Below are 16,546 nucleotides of genomic sequence, written 5' to 3'. Positions count from 1 at the left end.
TGAGAATAGAATGAATAGAGATTAATTTTCCAATGTAAATAAATAGTTATTACTTTATTTAATATTAATAAGTATTAATATCACAACCACATGAAATAAGCTCATATTCTGTAGGTCCGAATAACTTACATTCTTTTTTAAACAGTATAACATCAGAACCAACCGGACAAAAAACACTCGACTTGATAGGAACATTCACTGCTTTTTCACTGTCTTCTGGTATAACTTTTAAAACTAATTCTCGCTCTTCAGTTTCAAACTTTGAGAACGTTTCTGTTACTTCACCAGCAACAGAATCAATGTCATAAGTCTTTTCAGCAACGAAAAAAAGAGCCCCAGCCAAACCTGCAAAAGATAAAAACAAAAAGGCAACAAATACCTTCTCATTGTATAACTGGCTCATCAATCGTTTTCTCAAAATACCTAACCCTATAACAAACTCTCTTTGAGCAATGCCTTACAATTTAGCATTTTAGGCCCCTCAAATTAAGCTATTTTATGTCTAGAATCTTATAAAAAATGAAAACAAATGAATAAACACTCAAAAATAATCAGCATCATTACTTTAACCCATTGTTATAACAAGGATAAAAAATAATGACACCCAGTTAACACAGTTTGACATAACCCTTACTTTTTTACTGGGAAAAGGATAGTTTCACCTTCAGCAGTTAAAATTTCTATCACTTTAGGCGTACCATCTGATGCAAGATATAACTCTCCTATTGCACTTCGATTCACCAATCTGTGCGCGCCTGTAATATCAGGATCACGCTTTTCAATCAGCAATTTCTTACGCTTGGTAAACCAGTTTAACGGGGAATGAGGACTATATAATGCTCTATCCATTGCATCACAAAAGCGTAATAACCGATTAGGGAATTCATTTTTTAAACCACTACACGTGATCTGATAAATATGAAATTTACCTTTGTGGTTACGAAGCGTTATGTCATAAGCAAAAGAATAATGAACATCACCAGATAAAATAATAAATTGAGTCGGTGTTTTGGTATGGGTAAAAATACTCAATAGCGTATTGGCAGAGCCCGGATGCGCCATCCAGTTTTCAGCATCAACAAGCAACGGTTGCCCTATCCATGTCATCATTCGTTGCAATGTTTCAATAAACTTTACACCGAACATTGGTGCGGCAGAGACAATAATCACCGCTGGTTCATGTAATAATTCCTGCTGAAACTCAATCATGGCTTCCCAATCCATTAACCCTGATGGACGGTTATCATTCGATTCTGAACGCCAACGTCGAGTACGCGTATCTAATACCACCATTTTAGGTGTGGTTGAAATCGTATAGTGCCACTGCTCAAACTGATTTAACCGCGCAATAAATGCATCTTGTGTTTGATTACAGGGCTCAGCAAAGTAGCGCTTGGCGTCATCAAGGAACGGCTGTTCAAATTTCTCGGGAGCATTGCCCCACGCCTGACATAGCCAGTAACTCATGAGTGCATTACCAATAATTCGGCGTGAAAATAAGTTATTAAACGCTGCAGTTTCCCAGCGACGATTAAGCATATAATCATCCGTCACATCATGATCATCGAAAATCATATACGTCGGAATATGTGCAAACAAACGCTGAACTTGCGGTAGACCTTGAACAAAATCATCCATAATATGGCTTTCTTGGTGCCATTGTTGCTGCCATTTAGGCGCAATTTGGACCCCACCACAGGTGAAATTCTGTTTCTCGAACCGTTTACGATCAACCCACCCCCACAATATTGGTGACCATACCAGCAAATACATCGCAAAATATTCACTAAAACTGATCAGATGATTTTCACATTCTCGCGAGCTAAAGATAGGCACCACACGATCAGGCAATAATTTACCTAACCATGTTTGAGTATCAATATACGTTGGTAATAATTTATCTCGTCCATATAAATGATAAGGACTCTGATACAAGGCTTCTGTATCTGCAATGCTAGTCTGTTCAAACGTTTCAGAGGGTAAACCTAGCAATTGGATCACTTGTTCAATCGCATCAAGTGTTGGACCTGCAACATGATCAGCGTAAATTTGATCACCACTCATCATTAATAAACTTGGGCGTTCAAGAGTGGGTTGCTCAGCCACTTTACTATCTGCTACCACTAAGCTGTCTTTGCTTGGATAATGAGGGTTACGACAAGAACCATGTAACACATAATCGGCTCTAGTGTTGATCACTATGTTGATCATGGATTCATTATCGTAGGTTAATGACGGAATTAAATCGGTTAAAAGCCCTTGCTGGGTATCAAGCTGGTAAGCAAGTGGAGTATTAACTGCAAATTCACCTTCAAACTGTGCGAGTACAACCCATGCATGTTTACCAATTTGAATTTGATGTTCATCTGCAATAATGGCTTGGTAGCAAGGATTATCATCACCTTGTTGATATAAGTAAAAAGTAGCATCCAATCGTTCCGTGGTCACAAACCATAGTACTAATTGCGTTGCTGTCGCTTTCCGTAAAATAGGACCGGCAATAATAAGTGGTAAGGATGATGCTGGTGCTTCTTTAGACATTTACTTCTCAACTCGCGCGTAATAATTCAGTGTCATTCACTGCGATACCATCAAAACAACAATAGATAATCAAACTTAATCTATTGAGTAAACATTTTCTTTAGTTCTTGCTGAATCCATTTTATAACGGGCCCTGTCGCTCGATCACGGCGTTTAACAACACCCATTTCAATCCATTGCGAAGCGGGAATATTTTCCATCGACAGTTTTACAACCCCTTCGGAGAAAAAGTCATATGTAAAAACATGATCAGGCACAAATGCCCAGCCCATATTTCTCAATACAAACGAGGTGATTGAATAGTAGCTGTCAATTTGCCAATAATTTGCGGATAACGCTTCACTGTGGTGGCGTCCACTTCGATCGCAAATTAATAGTTGACGGTGCTGGCTTAATTGCTGCACTGTGGGTGCTGAAATTTGTGCTAATGAATGATTTTTCCCCACAATTAATGATGAATTAAATTCACAAATTGGTGTAAATTCTAAACTACTCGGCAAAGTTTTACTGAAAAATAATATGCCAATATCCGCCATTTTTTCATCTACACGGCTTGCTATATCATCTTTCGAGCCATTAATAATGGTTAATTTCACCAATGGAAATGTCTCAGAAATACGTTGAAAGAAATCTTCAAAAGCGGTTAATGGTGATGCTTCATCCATTGCGATGGTCAGGGTAACTTCTTCACCTTGCGTTAACGTCAATGCCCGAGATTGTAACCGTTCACATTGAGCTAATACGACCTTTGCTTCTTCATACATTTGCTGACCTTCAGGGGTCAGGATTGGTAATCTGGCACTTCGATCGAATAATTCAAACCCTAAATCTGCTTCTAAGTTACTAATTGCAGTACTGATCCGTGACTGTGCTTTTCCTAACCGCCGAGCGGCTGCCGAAAAAGAGCCTTGTTGTACTGAAATAACAAAAGCATTGAGTTGATCTAATGTCCAATCCATAAATCAATCCATCCGATAATCAGATATATAATATCTTTGAGCAATCTAACATACGGATATAATACAGCGATTCCCACCAACTGAATAGCCTGTGGGTAGACCATTTTATGAGAATATTTATGCACAGTAATGAACCGATGCCGTCGTCGAGCAATATATCTAAAAACTTTTGGCGTTATACCATCCCTTCTATTGCAGCAATGATGGTTAATGGACTCTATCAAATTGTTGATGGGATCTTTGTCGGCCACTACGTTGGCTACCAAGGCTTAGCCGCAATTAATATGGCTTGGCCGATAACATTTGTATTATCAGGCTTAGGCTTGATGATTGGTATTGGCAGCGGGACGCTAATTTCAATCGCCCGCGGTGAACAAAATGAGCTTAATGCTCAGCGCGCTTTTAATACCGGTTTGATCCTAACTTTTATTATTAGCTGTCTTTCATTTGCTGCGTTTACATTGTTTGGCGACTATTTTTTACAACTTCAAGGGGCGCAACAAAACATTAAGCACCTTGCTTTAGACTATGTTTCTACTTTTGGTAATGCAGCCTTTATTACTGTATTGGCAGGCGCAATGCCAATGTTGATCCGAAATGATGAAAGCCCAAAAATCGCAACCATGTTATTAGTAATAGGCGCACTGACTAACATTCTTCTTGATTATGTGTTTTTAGGATTAATGGGTTGGGAATTGAAAGGTGCTGCCATTGCGACTTTGATCGCACAAGGTATTACCTGTGTTGGTGGCTTGATTTATTTTCGCTCTCAATACTCGACTTTAAAACTAAAAATTTCACTGCCTGATTTTTCATTGTCAGAAAGTAAAAAGATCATGGTGTTAGGCTTATCAGCACTGATCATGTACCTCTATGGTAGTTTTGTTGTCGCACTACACAATTATCAATTCATGATATATGGCACAGAATTAACCGTTGGCGCTTTTGCTATTGTCGGCTACATGATGACGATGTACTACTTGGTAGCAGAAGGTATTGGTGAAGGTTTGCAACCGCCAGTAAGTTACTACTTCGGTGCGAAACAACCGCAAAATATCCGAAAAACGTTAATATTAGCCATGAAAACAACGGTGATTGCAGGTATCGCTTGGTTCTTGTTACTGACAAGCTTCCCATCAACTTTGATCAGTTTGTTTAACAGCAGCAACAGCGCGCTGACATTAGAGGCGACCCAAGGTATTCGTTTACATCTGTTTGCAATATTTTTAGATGGCTTTATTGTCTTGGCAACAATGTACTTTATGTCGGTGAATCAAGCGTCAAAAGCATTAGTGATCTCAATTAGTAACATGCTAATACAACTACCGTTTTTGTATTTCTTACCAAAATTACTTGGCGTTGTTGGTGTATGGTTAACCATGCCAATATCCACTATAGTATTGAGCTGTATTGTTGCGGTTATTGTTTGGCGTGATATCAATAAACGTTGTAAGCCGCTTGATTCACTAGAAAATCAAGCTCCCCTGATCGATTAATAAGTAAAGCAATCGGCAATAAAAACGCATCAGATCGATAACCGCTCTGATGCGTTTCATTTTTCACTACAAATCTTTAAATCCATTTAAGGTCAGATTTAAGACAGTGTTTGTTTTATCCATGCTGAAATATCCTCAATTTGAGGCATGCAAACCTGATGCTCCGTGGGGTATGTACGCCAGTGCGGCTTAAATCCCGCCTTAATGACATCATCTCGTGCCATTTCACCTAATTTAGGAATAACAACGGGATCATAAGAGCCATGCATAATTTCAATCGGCATATTACGATTCACATCGCTATATTGAATGACCTCTGCAGTTGGGAAATAAGTTGATAGTGCTAATATTCCCGCTAATGGCTTGGAGTAGCTTAATCCTGCTTGATAAACTACCGCACCGCCTTGTGAAAATCCCGCAAGAATAATACGTTCAGAAGGAATGCCACGACTAATTTCACGTTCGACAAGATCTATTACCTTTTGAGCAGATTCCATCAGTTGTGCTTCATTAATTTTACGATATGTATCTAATGAAATAATGTCATACCATGCTGGCATTAAGGCATTACCATTAATGGTGACATTCAGCGTCGGTGAGTGAGGAAATATAAAACGTATTGGCGATGTTTCTTCTAACTGTAAATGCGGTAACAAAGCCTCAAAATCATGGCCATTAGAGCCTAAACCATGTAACCAAATAACACTGGCTGTCGCGGGCACATTGGGTTCTATTTCAACACTCGCTAAATAATCCATTTTCCTATCCTTATTCTTTTCCAAATACAGACACGCAGTTACATTGCTGATTTTACTGCGCGAGATAAGCGAACAGCTGCCATTTTAGGATCCGCGCTTGGATCATCAAAGAAACGGCTTACAACATCAATGATTGCACTTTGAACATCACTGGATGTCGCTAAATTATGCGAAAAACTGGGGACAAGCGCATTGTTTTTTGCTGCAACCTTAAATGCTTTCATTGAGGCTAATGAACAAGAGTCAAATCCCTTTAACGATACATCCTGACGGATCGGGATCGAACCTTTATATAAACTAAAAGCTCGTTGAAATGGCTTGGTTAATAGTATTTGCGCTAAATCTTGTTGTGCTATTTCATCTTCTTCATTACTTTTTAATTTGAAAAAAGTAATAGTATCAAGATTATAAGAAAACATACCTTGTGTTCCCGGTACAGGTACGCATAAATAATCCTTACCTGCAATTTTGTGTTCGCTAGTGAACTCGCCTTTTGCCCAATCTCCCATTATTTGCATTGCGGCTTTGTCATGCATAAGCATTTCGGTGGCTTGGTTCCAACGACGCCCTTTTGCATTTGGATCTATATACTGTCGCATCTTTTTGAACTGACGGAACACCTCAACCATCTTATCACTACTAAGCTCCGTTAAATCTAAATCAACAAACGCTTTCGTATAATCTCTTGCGCCAAGTACGCTTAACGCCACCGCTTCGAACAAAGTCGCATCTTGCCAAGACTCGCCACCATGAGCTAATGGGATATAACCTGCCGCTTTGATTTTGTCAGCCGCCACATAAAATTCAGCTAAGGTTGTGGGTACTTTTGCGCCTGCAAGTTTAAATATATGTGGATTGATCCATAGCCAATTGACACGATGTAAAGTTACTGGTGCTGCCACATAATGGCCGTCATATTTTATCAACTGAAGATCATTAACGATTTGCTGCACTTCAGGTAATAACACGTTATCCCAATGATCTTGTTCTGCAACTTTATCAAGTGATGTTAGAAAGCCTAAACGTCCCCACTCTTGAATGTCTTGCCCTTTTAACTGTGCCGCGGTGGGTGGATTCCCCGATATTGCCCGCATTTTTAGGACGGTCATCGCACTTTGGCCACCACCACCGGCAATGGCAAAATCTTTCCAGTGATGCCCTTTCGTTTCCATTTTCTCTTTTAAAACTTGAATCGCTTTAGATTCGCCTTTTGACGTCCACCAATGCAATACTTCAACAGTCCCTTCTGCAAAAGCTGGCTGACAAACAAGCAGTAATAAGGCGCAGAGACGCCATTGCTTGATATTCATTTTCATCTTATATCCGACAATAACATTAAGCATTTTTTAATAACCGAGGAAGTACAACAGTCACTAACAACCCACCTTTAATACTGTTTTTGATCGTTAACTGACCACCATGAGCTCGTACGATATTGCGTGAAATTCCCATCCCAAGCCCATGCCCCGTATTATCGGTCGCTAAGCGAACATAGGGTTCAAATACCGTTTTTAGCTTTGTATCAGGGATCCCTTGTCCCTTATCACTAATGGTGATGATCAGTTTATCTGGACTATCAATGACATTTATCGTCACGCTGTGTCCATATTTCACACCATTATCGATTAAGTTACTTAAACAACGTTTTAAAGCTAACGGTTTTGCCATAATCGGCAAAATAGGGTGTTGAGGTAAACGAACTTTGGTGTCTTTATGATTATGATGTTCAGCAATACTATTTAATAAAAGTTCGACATCAATGGTCACCAAATTCTCATGTAAATCGGTATCTTTTACACACTGTAGCGCCCCTTTCACCATGATTTCGAGTTCATCGAGATCGTGATTAAATTTATCAATTTTTTCATCATCATCGATCAATTCTGCACGTAACCGTAAGCGAGTAATCGGCGTTTTTAAATCATGTGATATAGAGGAAAATAGCTGTTCACGATCTTCAATATATTTTCTTAAACGCAACTGCATTCGATTAAATGCTTGCGTTGCCATCACTAATTCACTCGCCCCTTGCTCTTTTAATGGCGGCTGGTAAATATCAAGACTTAACGCGTTAGCAGCATCCGCCAATTGTTTTAATGGTCGTGTTTGTCGTCTTACCATGATGTAAGTAAACAGCAGTAATAAAACGGTACTAAAGGTTAGGAATATAATTTGCTGGCGCGTAATAATCTCATCTTTTAGCATCATATAAGGGGCAGGCAATAACGCTGCAATATATAACCACTGACCTTTATCAAGCTCTATTTGCACCACTAAAATAGGGGGATTAAGTGGCTCTAAACTTAGCGTATTATGTACCCAAGAACGCGGTAGATCTGACAGCAAAATATCATTTTTTAATACATGCAGCGTTTCTGGTCGTGAAAACTCAACCTGAATATTGCTAAGGGTAGGTAATTTTTCATGTAACACCGTTTTAAAAACTGACACTGCCATTTCTTTTTGTTCAGTATTTTTAATTGGCTTAATATTGATTTCTTGATCATTAAACGATACAAAAAACCGTGTCCCGCCCATATTGCGCAACTGCTCTAATACAATATGGCGATATTCTAGCGGCAATGATTGAAAGAAATTCACTGTCGATGCAAACATGGTTGCCATGCTCGCAGATGTTGATTGCAACCCCTCTAAATCTCGTTTTTTTGATTGGGTGTACCAAATGCCTGTTGCGATCACTTGAGCAAGAAAGACGGCCAACAAAGTTAACCATAAAGTACGTGAAACCAATGATTTAGGCCACAATGATTTCCATTTCATAATTCAATATCTACCTATCTCAAGATATTAAAAAAGTGTGGCTATCACCACACTTAATATTATTTCTCTATAATGTGGCTAACTTTACACATGGTCGTTATAACGAACATCGGCAGTAAATATATAACCGTTACCACGACTGGTTTTAATTAAACGCTGAGTACGACCTTTGTCGCCTAAACGGTTACGTAAACGACTTAATGCGACATCAATACCACGCTCTGACGGTTGCGCATCTCTTCCACGAGTCGCACATGAAATAGTATCGCGATCTAAAATTTGATTCGGTCTCGATAGAAATAGCATCAACAATGAATAATCACCACTTGTTAACTCAAACGCTTCATTATTAAGTACATTCACTAAACGATGTGCTGTGGTATCTAAACGCCAATTAGAAAAACTAATAAATTTTGCACTAGGGTTAGAATGTTGGTTATCTGACACTTTGCTACGACGTAATATCGCTTTAATACGAGCTAACAGCTGCCTAGGACTAAAGGGTTTGGCGATATAGTCATCGGCTCCAATTTCAAGTCCTATGATTTGATCCATCTCTTCAGAAACAGCCGTCAACATAATAATAGGGACATCTGACTTTTTGCGAATATGCTGACATAAGGTAAAACCATCATCACCAGGCATCATGATATCGAGAAGAATCAAATCTGGATATCCACCAGCAAGGCAACGTTTCATTTCCTCGCCTTCCGCGGCAGTTTGGACTTCAAAACCGTTCTTGGTTAAGTACTCCTCCAGTAGTTCACGGATTTCTTTATCATCATCAACGACGAGGATTTGTTTAGAGATACTCATGTCTTTTGCTCACCATACGACATTAGACTATTTCTCGCTTTTAATCAGCGAATGCATTGAGAAATAGAGCGAATATAGGCTATTTACTATTTCGTGTATTTGACCACTATTTAAAAAAAATGTCAGCAATTTGCGCTATCCATGACGCATTATCGGTACCTTGTTAACATATTTAATACCTTACAACGAAAAAACCAGTGGTAATTACTAATAAAAGCAATAACACACTGGTTATATTTTTATCGCCAATCAATGGTAAGAAAAGCTGACTTAAGCGACTTTAGATTCTACTTTTTTAATGACTTCAACATTTTTATCTGATGCCGCGTCATTTGCATGATCACTCAATACTTCAGCCAATGTTGAACGAGACAATCGCCCTGTTACCTGTCCATCAGCATCCACTACTGGCAGTGGATGATCACTATCTAAAGTCTCAGGGATCACGGTTTCAAGTAGCGCATCAGTTGAAACTGCTGGGACATCTTCGAGCATTGAAGCGTCTATTGCATTAGCATAATCAGATTCTTTTACGCTCTCTAATTTCTCTTGCGTGATGACCCCTTGATAACCTTGATTATCAACGTAATACGCGAAATCATCTTTTACTTTACGCATTTCAGCAACAGCTTCGCCAATCGTTTCAGAAGAGATACGAACAACTTGTGGCTTCATAACCGTTTCAACCGTCAGTGCTCGAGCACGGTTAACGTCTTTCACAAACGCTTCGACATAGTCGTCAGCTGGGTTTAATAAAATATCAACAGGTTTACCCTGCTGCACTAATACCCCATCTCGTAAAATGGCAATACGATCGCCTAACCGTAATGCTTCATCTAAATCGTGGGTAATAAAGACAATTGTTTTATGTAACTTTTCTTGTAACTCAATAAGCTGATCTTGCATTTCACTTCGGATCAAAGGATCAAGTGCAGAGAATGCTTCATCCATTAATAAAATTTCAGCATCAGTACATAATGCGCGAGCTAAACCAACACGTTGTTGCTGACCACCAGAAAGATTTGCTGGGTAGCTATTTTCATATCCCGTCAAACCAACAGTCGCTAACCACTCTTTCGCTTTGACTTGCCATGCGCTTTTACTCAGTCCCTGTACTTGCAACCCATAGCCAACATTTTGTAAAACCGTGCGATGCGGCATTAAACCAAAGCGTTGAAAAACCATCGACATTTTATGACGGCGAAAATCCTGAAGCTGCTTTTCATTGAGTGACATAACATCTGTCCCTTCAATTTCAATGACCCCTTCAGTTGGATCAATCAAGCGATTAAAGTGACGGATCAGGGTTGATTTACCAGAACCTGATAGGCCCATAATCACAAAAATTTCACCCGGGTAAATATCTAAGTTGATATCGCTTAATCCAACCGTATGACCGGTTTTCGCTAAAATGTCATCTTTAGATGCACCATCTTTCACTTGTTGAACAACTTTTTTTGCTTTTGGACCGAACACTTTATAGAGGTTTTTCACTCTAATGAGGGGATCCTGCTTTGATAATGAACTCATGATCGACCTCCTAAGTGTTGCTGTGTACGTTTAGCATAGCTTTGTGATATACGATCAAAAATAATTGCGAGCGCAACAATCGCTAAGCCGTTTAATAAACCTAAGGTGAAATACTGGTTGGTAATCGATTTTAATACCGGTTGACCTAACCCTTTCACACCAATCATTGAAGCAATAACAACCATCGCAAGTGCCATCATGATGGTTTGGTTTATCCCTGCCATAATATTAGGCATTGCCAGTGGGATCTGCACCCCAAATAAGCGCTGCATTGGGCTTGCGCCATAGGCTGTCGCTGCCTCAAGCACCTCTTCATCAACCAAACGAATACCAAGATTGGTTAAGCGGATCACTGGTGGGACAGAATAAATAACAACAGCGATTAAGCCTGGAATTTTACCAAGACCGAGTAACATAACAACGGGGATCAAATAAACAAAGGCAGGCATAGTCTGCATCACATCAAGTAGTGGTGTGACAACCCGCTGAACCTTCTCAGAACGTGCCATAGCAATACCTATTGGTATTCCGATCCCTATGGCAACCATCGTAGAAACTAAAATAATACTCATGGTTCGCATGGTATTATCCCACATACCAAACACACCGATGAAACCAAAAGACAACACGACACCAAGTGATAATTTCCACGATCGGCTTGCGACGAAAGCAATCGCTGCCAATACCGCAATCACTATCCACCAAGGAGTGGCGAGTAAAAGTTTTTCAAACCAGATAAGAAAAGAAAGAAGAGGATCGAAGAAGCCTTCGATTGTGTCGCCATATTCACGAGAAAAAGAACGATAAGCACCGTCCAACGTTTTTCGAATTTCAACTAGCTGAGCACGCTCAAGCTGCGGAAATTCAGTTAACCATGATTTATCTGACATAACTGTTATCCATACATACTACTTTTATTCCCCACTTACGCTATATCCTTAGCGAAGTGGCTACAGTGGTAGTTAGCTACCACTGTAGACGTACAGCTTACAAATCAGCTAAAGCACCACGTACTTTATCTGCAACTTCAGGAGAAACCCACTTCACCCAAATATCTTCGTGATTCGTTAGAATCTCTTCCATTACGGTTTCGCCATCAGCTTGGTTGTCTTCCATCCACGCTAAAAGGCTATTCATTTGTGCATTAGTAAAAGAACGTTGACCTAGGTATTTCACCGCTTCAGGTGCACGTTTCGCAAACGAGGTGGTAATAACGGTATCGACTTCTGACGGTGGGTACATAGAAACTTTCGGATCAACACATTCAGGCTTGGTTAAACACTCTTTAAAGTACTTCGCATCAACGCCTGAGCCAAAGTCCACTTTTACCATTTTGTATTTACCTAACACCGCTGTCGGTGCCCAGTAATAACCAAACCATGCTTCACCACGCTCATAAGCTTTAGCAATTGAACCTGAAAGGCCTGCACCTGAACCTGGATCAATAAGATCAAACCCTGCATCTTCAAGTTTTAGTGCTTCGAATAGGTTACCAGCAGAAATCTGGCAGTTCCAACCTGCTGGACAATTATAAAATGCTGCTTTTTCAGGATCTTCTGGGTGAGTGAAAAGTTTGGCATTCTTCTTAATGCCCGCAATAGTCGCTAGGCTTGGATCTTTTTTCACCATGTATTCTGGAACCCAAAAGCCTTCTTCACCACCATCAGAAAAGCTCGTACCTGCATATTGGATACGCCCTTCTTCAACACCACGATCTAACGCGGCTTTCATCGAATTACTCCAAAATTCAGGTGCAATATCCGGTTCGCCCTTCTCAACCATTGATGTACCAGTCGGCATCGTATCGCCAGGAACAAGATCCGTTTCACAACCATATCCATGCTGTAAAATGAAACTGTCGACGTTGGCTAATAATGTTGCTGAGTTCCAATTCATATCAGCAATAGTGACTTTTCCACATTCACTTGCATGAACTTGAGATGCTGACATTGCTGATAGCAATACCGTCGCAGCCAGAAGCTTTCGCATAAATATTATCCTTATCATTTATATCGAATCGGTCAGCGCAAACGAGTAAAAAACAATTTTTCTGTGCGCTAATAACTACTCAAAAGGCAATTTATTGTGCCAATTTATTTAGTAGTCTAAACAAATTAAACTAAAAATACCAAGTTTATTAACAATAAATAATTATTTGGTAACAATTTTTAATAATACATTAATGCTTATTACATTCATAAACTTGTCAGCGATTAATGATCAAAAGAACGCTTATTAAACATTATTCTTATCGTTTTCGGCGCTCAATTTGCTTATGATGAAAACCGTTTTAATTCTGTAATGGGTAGAATGATGTATAAATTAGTTGCGCTTGATATGGACGGTACTCTTCTGAGTTCTGACGGTACGATTTCCCAAGAAAATAAAGCTGCAATTTCAGCCGCTCGCAAGCAAGGGGTATCAATTGTGTTAGCGTCAGGACGCCCTTTAGAAGGGATGACATGGGCACTAAACGAACTAGAAATGACAGGCAGTAATGACTTTGTTTTAAGTTACAATGCTTCACTCGTTCAACGCGTCTCTAATAAAGAGATTATTCGTAGCGAAACATTAACGGGTTTGGACGCTAAAAACATTGCTTCACTGGCTCATGAGCTTGGTGTTCATGTTCATGCATTTACTCGTCGTCAAGGCCTGATTACACCAGAAAATAACTATTACACTGATCATGAAGCAAAAATTAATGGTCTTGAAATTACTGTTGAAGACTTTGCAACACTAGAAAATGACGAAGAAGTGATGAAAGTAATGATAATCGATGAACCTGATCGCCTATCAGCCGCCATTGCTCAATTACCAAAAGCGTTTTATCAATCCTACACGATTGTACAAAGTGCTCCCTTTTTTCTTGAATTTATGAATCCAAATAGTAATAAAGGTGTAGGTGTTGAAGCGCTAGCAGAATACTTAGACATCAAACAAAGTGAAGTTATTTGTATGGGGGATGCCGGCAATGATCACCATATGATTGAGTATGCTGGTCTTGGTGTTGCAATGGGAAATGCAACAGAAGAAACGAAAGCTATCGCTAATTTTATTACTGACACTAACAATAATGCAGGTGTTGCCAAAGTTATTCAGCAGTTTATTTTAGATAAATAACAAAAAAATCGCTATTTCTAAATCAGAAATAGCGATTTATTCAAATTATTTTTGAGGAAATAATTAGTTAGCTAAAGCAACGGCTTTTACATCAATCGTACGCTCAGACCAGTCTTTGTCTACTTCGCCACGGATCTTAAGTTTCGTTGATGGTGTTGCATTCACGCCGTTCCAATCATTATGATCGATTTCAACTTTGATTTCACCGGTATTGTCTTTAAACATGTAATCATCATTACCCAGTGAAGTCGTGATGTAACCTGTTAATTCAACAGCCGCGTCATCTTGTGCATTTTTAACTTGGCTAATTGTCTTAATAACAGGTGTTACTGAAGGACCAGTGAACCCACCGTGAGCAGGTTGTGCCGGTGCAGCGGTAGTTGCAGCAAACGCTGACGTTGATGCAAGAAGAAAAGCAGAAACAACTAATAATTTTTTCATCACGTTAATCCGATGTTATGAATATTATATTACGGTTGACAATAAGTGTTATTGCTAAAGCAAATATACACCACCATTCAATAACTACAAATAAGTATTTACTTTCCCAACCTATTTCTTAGAGGGATTGTATCATGCTATATATCAAATAAACGTGAAGTAATATTGTAAATATCGAGATATCTTTTTTATGAAGAATATTACTTGGCAATAGCAAACGAATTCAAAAATACATCAACAACAGTATTAATATTTTCTTCTACTTGCATACCTTCACAAGGTGGCGCTAGCTCCATGACTTGAGGCCAGAAAAATAAGCCTTGGAATAAACTCATGTAGATATTTGTTAACAAAGCGACATCTTTATCAACAATTGCTTTTTCTTCAATCGCCAATTTAAACCAATCTGCAATTGCACTGGTGCTATACAAATCTTTCACTAAGTTTTTAGCTAATTCTGGCTGGCGAATAAATTCCATTACAATAATACGAGAAAGAGAAATACCATACGTATGGTACAAGATATCAACTTCACGACGTGTAATTTCAATTAACTGTGTTTTTAATGGCATTTGTGGATCAAAATGGTATTGCACATTTTCATTCACTGAGTCTTGAATGATCTTCAATACTGAAATAAATAGCGTTTCTTTACTATCAAAATGACGATATAAAGTCCGTTTTGATACTTCAGCAACCTGTGAAATTCTATCCATATTGGCAGCAATAAATCCATGTTCGATAAATTCTGCTTTTGCTGCCGCAATAATTGCTAAATGCTTACGTTCTGTTTGCTTCATTGATTCACTGCCTATTTTCACCACCTGTGATCCTAATCTAACATTTTGTCACAAAAAAGTACACTTTGTAGTTTACAAAATACCATTCCCTCATAAAATACACCCAAAAGTTTACTTGTTATATTTCCATACAAATAAACATATTTTCTAATTTTTATACCGTCCCATACTGATAGCGGAGAATCCGGTGAAAACTCAATTAGCAATGTCTAAAATGGCATCATTCTCATTTAGTAAACTCGCAGTGAGTTTATCAATCGTGCTTGTCGCACTGTCAGGTTGTGGCGATAAAGAACAACAAGAACAAGTTCAAGAACCCATCATTAGCCCTGCGCTTACTGAAATTGTAAAGCCCAAAGCAAATACTAATTTGAGCTTTAACGGTGTCATTCGTTCTGCGCAACGTGCCGATTTATCATTTCAAGTCACAGGTCGAGTAAACCATATCTTTGTTAACGAAGGTGACCGTGTGACTAAAGGTCAACTATTAGCAAAGCTTGATCCCAAAGATGCCCAAACTATTTTTGCCGCCGCACAACTTGAATTAACAGATGCAAGCAAAGCTTACCAACGTGGTAAAGCCATCTATGAAAGTAGCCAAGCGATTTCTAAAAGTGATTTAGATAAACTTATTGTCCGATATAACTTGGCACAAAACCGCGTAAAAGAAGCGAAAAACAAGCTAAATTACACCCAGTTAGTTGCACCGTTTAGTGGTATCATTGGACGTAAATTAATTGATAATCACGTTCAAATTCAAGCTAATAATCCGGTATTAACATTACATAATATTGATGACTTAGAAGTGGTTATTAATATTACAGACAGTGTCATGCTTGCAGGAATGACATGTAATAAAGCTGTTGCAGAGTTAAATAATAATACAGATCAATTATTACCTTTGAGTTTGCGTACCTACTCAACCCAAGCCGATCCGATCACACAAACCTTCTCTGTTGTCCTTAGTATTAACGACGACAAAGGGTTAAATCTCTTACCGGGTATGCCCGTTAAAGTTTCTCCAAACCTAGCATTGTGTCCACAAGAAAACCGAAACCCAATTATTGTTCCACTGGCATCTGTCGTTCCAGATAACAAGAGCAAACAATTTGTATGGGTGGTGAATAAAGACAATTCAGTATCAAAACGCTACATCACAGTGGGTAGTGTCAACAAAAACTGTATTACCGTTCTTAATGGCCTAACAGTTGGTGAACGTATTGTCATCGCTGGTGTATCTAAGTTAAAGCCAGGTATGGAAGTACGCCCATACACTGATAATACAAAAAATGGAGCGTAAA

At 39.0% G+C, this 16,546-nt stretch carries 15 protein-coding genes; 3 read left to right on the top strand and 12 right to left on the bottom strand.

What is annotated here, in order from left to right:
* Positions 1-64 precede the first annotated feature (64 nt).
* From C9J45_RS12310 to C9J45_RS12300, 3 genes are all read right to left on the bottom strand, one after another.
* Positions 65-403 (bottom strand): hypothetical protein, encoded by a 339-nt coding sequence (locus C9J45_RS12310; RefSeq protein WP_107206979.1) that lies wholly within the window; start codon positions 401-403, stop codon positions 65-67.
* Positions 404-630: 227 nt separating this feature from the next.
* Positions 631-2,541: an alkaline phosphatase D family protein gene (locus C9J45_RS12305; protein WP_107292585.1), complete on the bottom strand. Its 1,911-nt coding sequence runs from the start codon at positions 2,539-2,541 to the stop codon at positions 631-633.
* An 80-nt stretch (positions 2,542-2,621) separates the two neighbouring features.
* Positions 2,622-3,500: a LysR family transcriptional regulator gene (locus C9J45_RS12300; protein ID WP_107206981.1), complete on the bottom strand. Its 879-nt coding sequence runs from the start codon at positions 3,498-3,500 to the stop codon at positions 2,622-2,624.
* Between the two features lie 119 nt (positions 3,501-3,619).
* Between C9J45_RS12300 and C9J45_RS12295 the strand changes: the two genes are divergently transcribed.
* On the top strand, positions 3,620-4,996 hold the full coding sequence (locus C9J45_RS12295; RefSeq protein WP_107292584.1) for an MATE family efflux transporter: 1,377 nt from the start codon (positions 3,620-3,622) through the stop codon (positions 4,994-4,996).
* Between the two features lie 98 nt (positions 4,997-5,094).
* Here C9J45_RS12295 and C9J45_RS12290 read toward each other — a convergent pair whose 3' ends face one another.
* The 7 genes from C9J45_RS12290 to C9J45_RS12260 all read right to left on the bottom strand — a co-directional run bounded on the left by C9J45_RS12290 (position 5,095) and on the right by C9J45_RS12260 (position 12,870).
* On the bottom strand, positions 5,095-5,754 hold the full coding sequence (locus C9J45_RS12290) for an alpha/beta hydrolase (RefSeq protein ID WP_107292583.1): 660 nt from the start codon (positions 5,752-5,754) through the stop codon (positions 5,095-5,097).
* Positions 5,755-5,792: 38 nt separating this feature from the next.
* Positions 5,793-7,070 (bottom strand): ABC transporter substrate-binding protein, encoded by a 1,278-nt coding sequence (locus tag C9J45_RS12285; RefSeq protein WP_369917491.1) that lies wholly within the window; start codon positions 7,068-7,070, stop codon positions 5,793-5,795.
* Positions 7,071-7,089: 19 nt separating this feature from the next.
* On the bottom strand, positions 7,090-8,535 hold the full coding sequence (locus C9J45_RS12280) for an ATP-binding protein (RefSeq protein ID WP_107206984.1): 1,446 nt from the start codon (positions 8,533-8,535) through the stop codon (positions 7,090-7,092).
* Positions 8,536-8,619: 84 nt separating this feature from the next.
* Positions 8,620-9,351 carry a response regulator gene (locus C9J45_RS12275; protein ID WP_107206985.1) on the bottom strand — a complete coding sequence of 244 codons (732 nt, stop codon included), beginning with the start codon at positions 9,349-9,351 and terminating at the stop codon, positions 8,620-8,622.
* 270 nt (positions 9,352-9,621) lie between these two features.
* Positions 9,622-10,881: a glycine betaine/L-proline ABC transporter ATP-binding protein gene (locus tag C9J45_RS12270; RefSeq protein ID WP_107259811.1), complete on the bottom strand. Its 1,260-nt coding sequence runs from the start codon at positions 10,879-10,881 to the stop codon at positions 9,622-9,624.
* Positions 10,878-11,771: a proline/glycine betaine ABC transporter permease gene (locus C9J45_RS12265; protein ID WP_005364222.1), complete on the bottom strand. Its 894-nt coding sequence runs from the start codon at positions 11,769-11,771 to the stop codon at positions 10,878-10,880. The genes C9J45_RS12270 and C9J45_RS12265 overlap by 4 nt, the downstream gene beginning before the upstream one ends.
* A 97-nt stretch (positions 11,772-11,868) precedes the next feature.
* Complete coding sequence (locus C9J45_RS12260; RefSeq protein ID WP_107206987.1) at positions 11,869-12,870, bottom strand: ABC transporter substrate-binding protein; 1,002 nt, start codon at positions 12,868-12,870, stop codon at positions 11,869-11,871.
* Between the two features lie 324 nt (positions 12,871-13,194).
* Between C9J45_RS12260 and yidA the strand changes: the two genes are divergently transcribed.
* A complete protein-coding gene (yidA, locus tag C9J45_RS12255; RefSeq protein ID WP_107206988.1) occupies positions 13,195-14,004 on the top strand; it encodes a sugar-phosphatase in 810 nt (269 codons plus the stop codon).
* Between the two features lie 63 nt (positions 14,005-14,067).
* Here yidA and C9J45_RS12250 read toward each other — a convergent pair whose 3' ends face one another.
* Positions 14,068-14,445, bottom strand: coding sequence for a YgiW/YdeI family stress tolerance OB fold protein (locus tag C9J45_RS12250; RefSeq protein ID WP_107246808.1), 378 nt, complete (start codon positions 14,443-14,445; stop codon positions 14,068-14,070).
* A gap of 200 nt (positions 14,446-14,645) precedes the next feature.
* Positions 14,646-15,245, bottom strand: coding sequence for a TetR/AcrR family transcriptional regulator (locus C9J45_RS12245; RefSeq protein WP_107207113.1), 600 nt, complete (start codon positions 15,243-15,245; stop codon positions 14,646-14,648).
* A 214-nt stretch (positions 15,246-15,459) separates the two neighbouring features.
* Here C9J45_RS12245 and C9J45_RS12240 point away from each other — a divergent pair, with 214 nt between their 5' ends.
* Positions 15,460-16,545, top strand: coding sequence for an efflux RND transporter periplasmic adaptor subunit (locus C9J45_RS12240; protein ID WP_107246884.1), 1,086 nt, complete (start codon positions 15,460-15,462; stop codon positions 16,543-16,545).
* Position 16,546: the final 1 nt, after the last annotated feature.

Origin of the sequence: Photobacterium sp. GB-1, assembly GCF_003026165.1 — a bacterium.
In the GTDB taxonomy this organism is placed as follows: Bacteria; Pseudomonadota; Gammaproteobacteria; order Enterobacterales; family Vibrionaceae; genus Photobacterium.
The sequence above is the reverse complement of the archived record's forward strand: the minus strand, read 5'-3'. Positions and strand labels throughout refer to the sequence as shown.

Excerpts from the sequence above, each read along its gene's own strand:
- C9J45_RS12280 (WP_107206984.1), bottom strand. The coding sequence starts at position 8,535 with ATGAAATGGAAATCATTGTGGCCTAAATCATTGGTTTCACGTACTTTA.
- C9J45_RS12265 (WP_005364222.1), bottom strand. The coding sequence starts at position 11,771 with ATGTCAGATAAATCATGGTTAACTGAATTTCCGCAGCTTGAGCGTGCT.
- yidA (WP_107206988.1), top strand. The coding sequence starts at position 13,195 with ATGTATAAATTAGTTGCGCTTGATATGGACGGTACTCTTCTGAGTTCT.
- C9J45_RS12240 (WP_107246884.1), top strand. The coding sequence starts at position 15,460 with ATGGCATCATTCTCATTTAGTAAACTCGCAGTGAGTTTATCAATCGTG.
- C9J45_RS12290 (WP_107292583.1), bottom strand. The coding sequence starts at position 5,754 with ATGGATTATTTAGCGAGTGTTGAAATAGAACCCAATGTGCCCGCGACA.
- C9J45_RS12285 (WP_369917491.1), bottom strand. The coding sequence starts at position 7,070 with ATGAAAATGAATATCAAGCAATGGCGTCTCTGCGCCTTATTACTGCTT.
- C9J45_RS12300 (WP_107206981.1), bottom strand. The coding sequence starts at position 3,500 with ATGGATTGGACATTAGATCAACTCAATGCTTTTGTTATTTCAGTACAA.
- C9J45_RS12310 (WP_107206979.1), bottom strand. The coding sequence starts at position 403 with ATGAGCCAGTTATACAATGAGAAGGTATTTGTTGCCTTTTTGTTTTTA.
- C9J45_RS12275 (WP_107206985.1), bottom strand. The coding sequence starts at position 9,351 with ATGAGTATCTCTAAACAAATCCTCGTCGTTGATGATGATAAAGAAATC.
- C9J45_RS12295 (WP_107292584.1), top strand. The coding sequence starts at position 3,620 with ATGCACAGTAATGAACCGATGCCGTCGTCGAGCAATATATCTAAAAAC.
- C9J45_RS12260 (WP_107206987.1), bottom strand. The coding sequence starts at position 12,870 with ATGCGAAAGCTTCTGGCTGCGACGGTATTGCTATCAGCAATGTCAGCA.
- C9J45_RS12305 (WP_107292585.1), bottom strand. The coding sequence starts at position 2,541 with ATGTCTAAAGAAGCACCAGCATCATCCTTACCACTTATTATTGCCGGT.
- C9J45_RS12245 (WP_107207113.1), bottom strand. The coding sequence starts at position 15,245 with ATGAAGCAAACAGAACGTAAGCATTTAGCAATTATTGCGGCAGCAAAA.
- C9J45_RS12270 (WP_107259811.1), bottom strand. The coding sequence starts at position 10,881 with ATGAGTTCATTATCAAAGCAGGATCCCCTCATTAGAGTGAAAAACCTC.
- C9J45_RS12250 (WP_107246808.1), bottom strand. The coding sequence starts at position 14,445 with ATGAAAAAATTATTAGTTGTTTCTGCTTTTCTTCTTGCATCAACGTCA.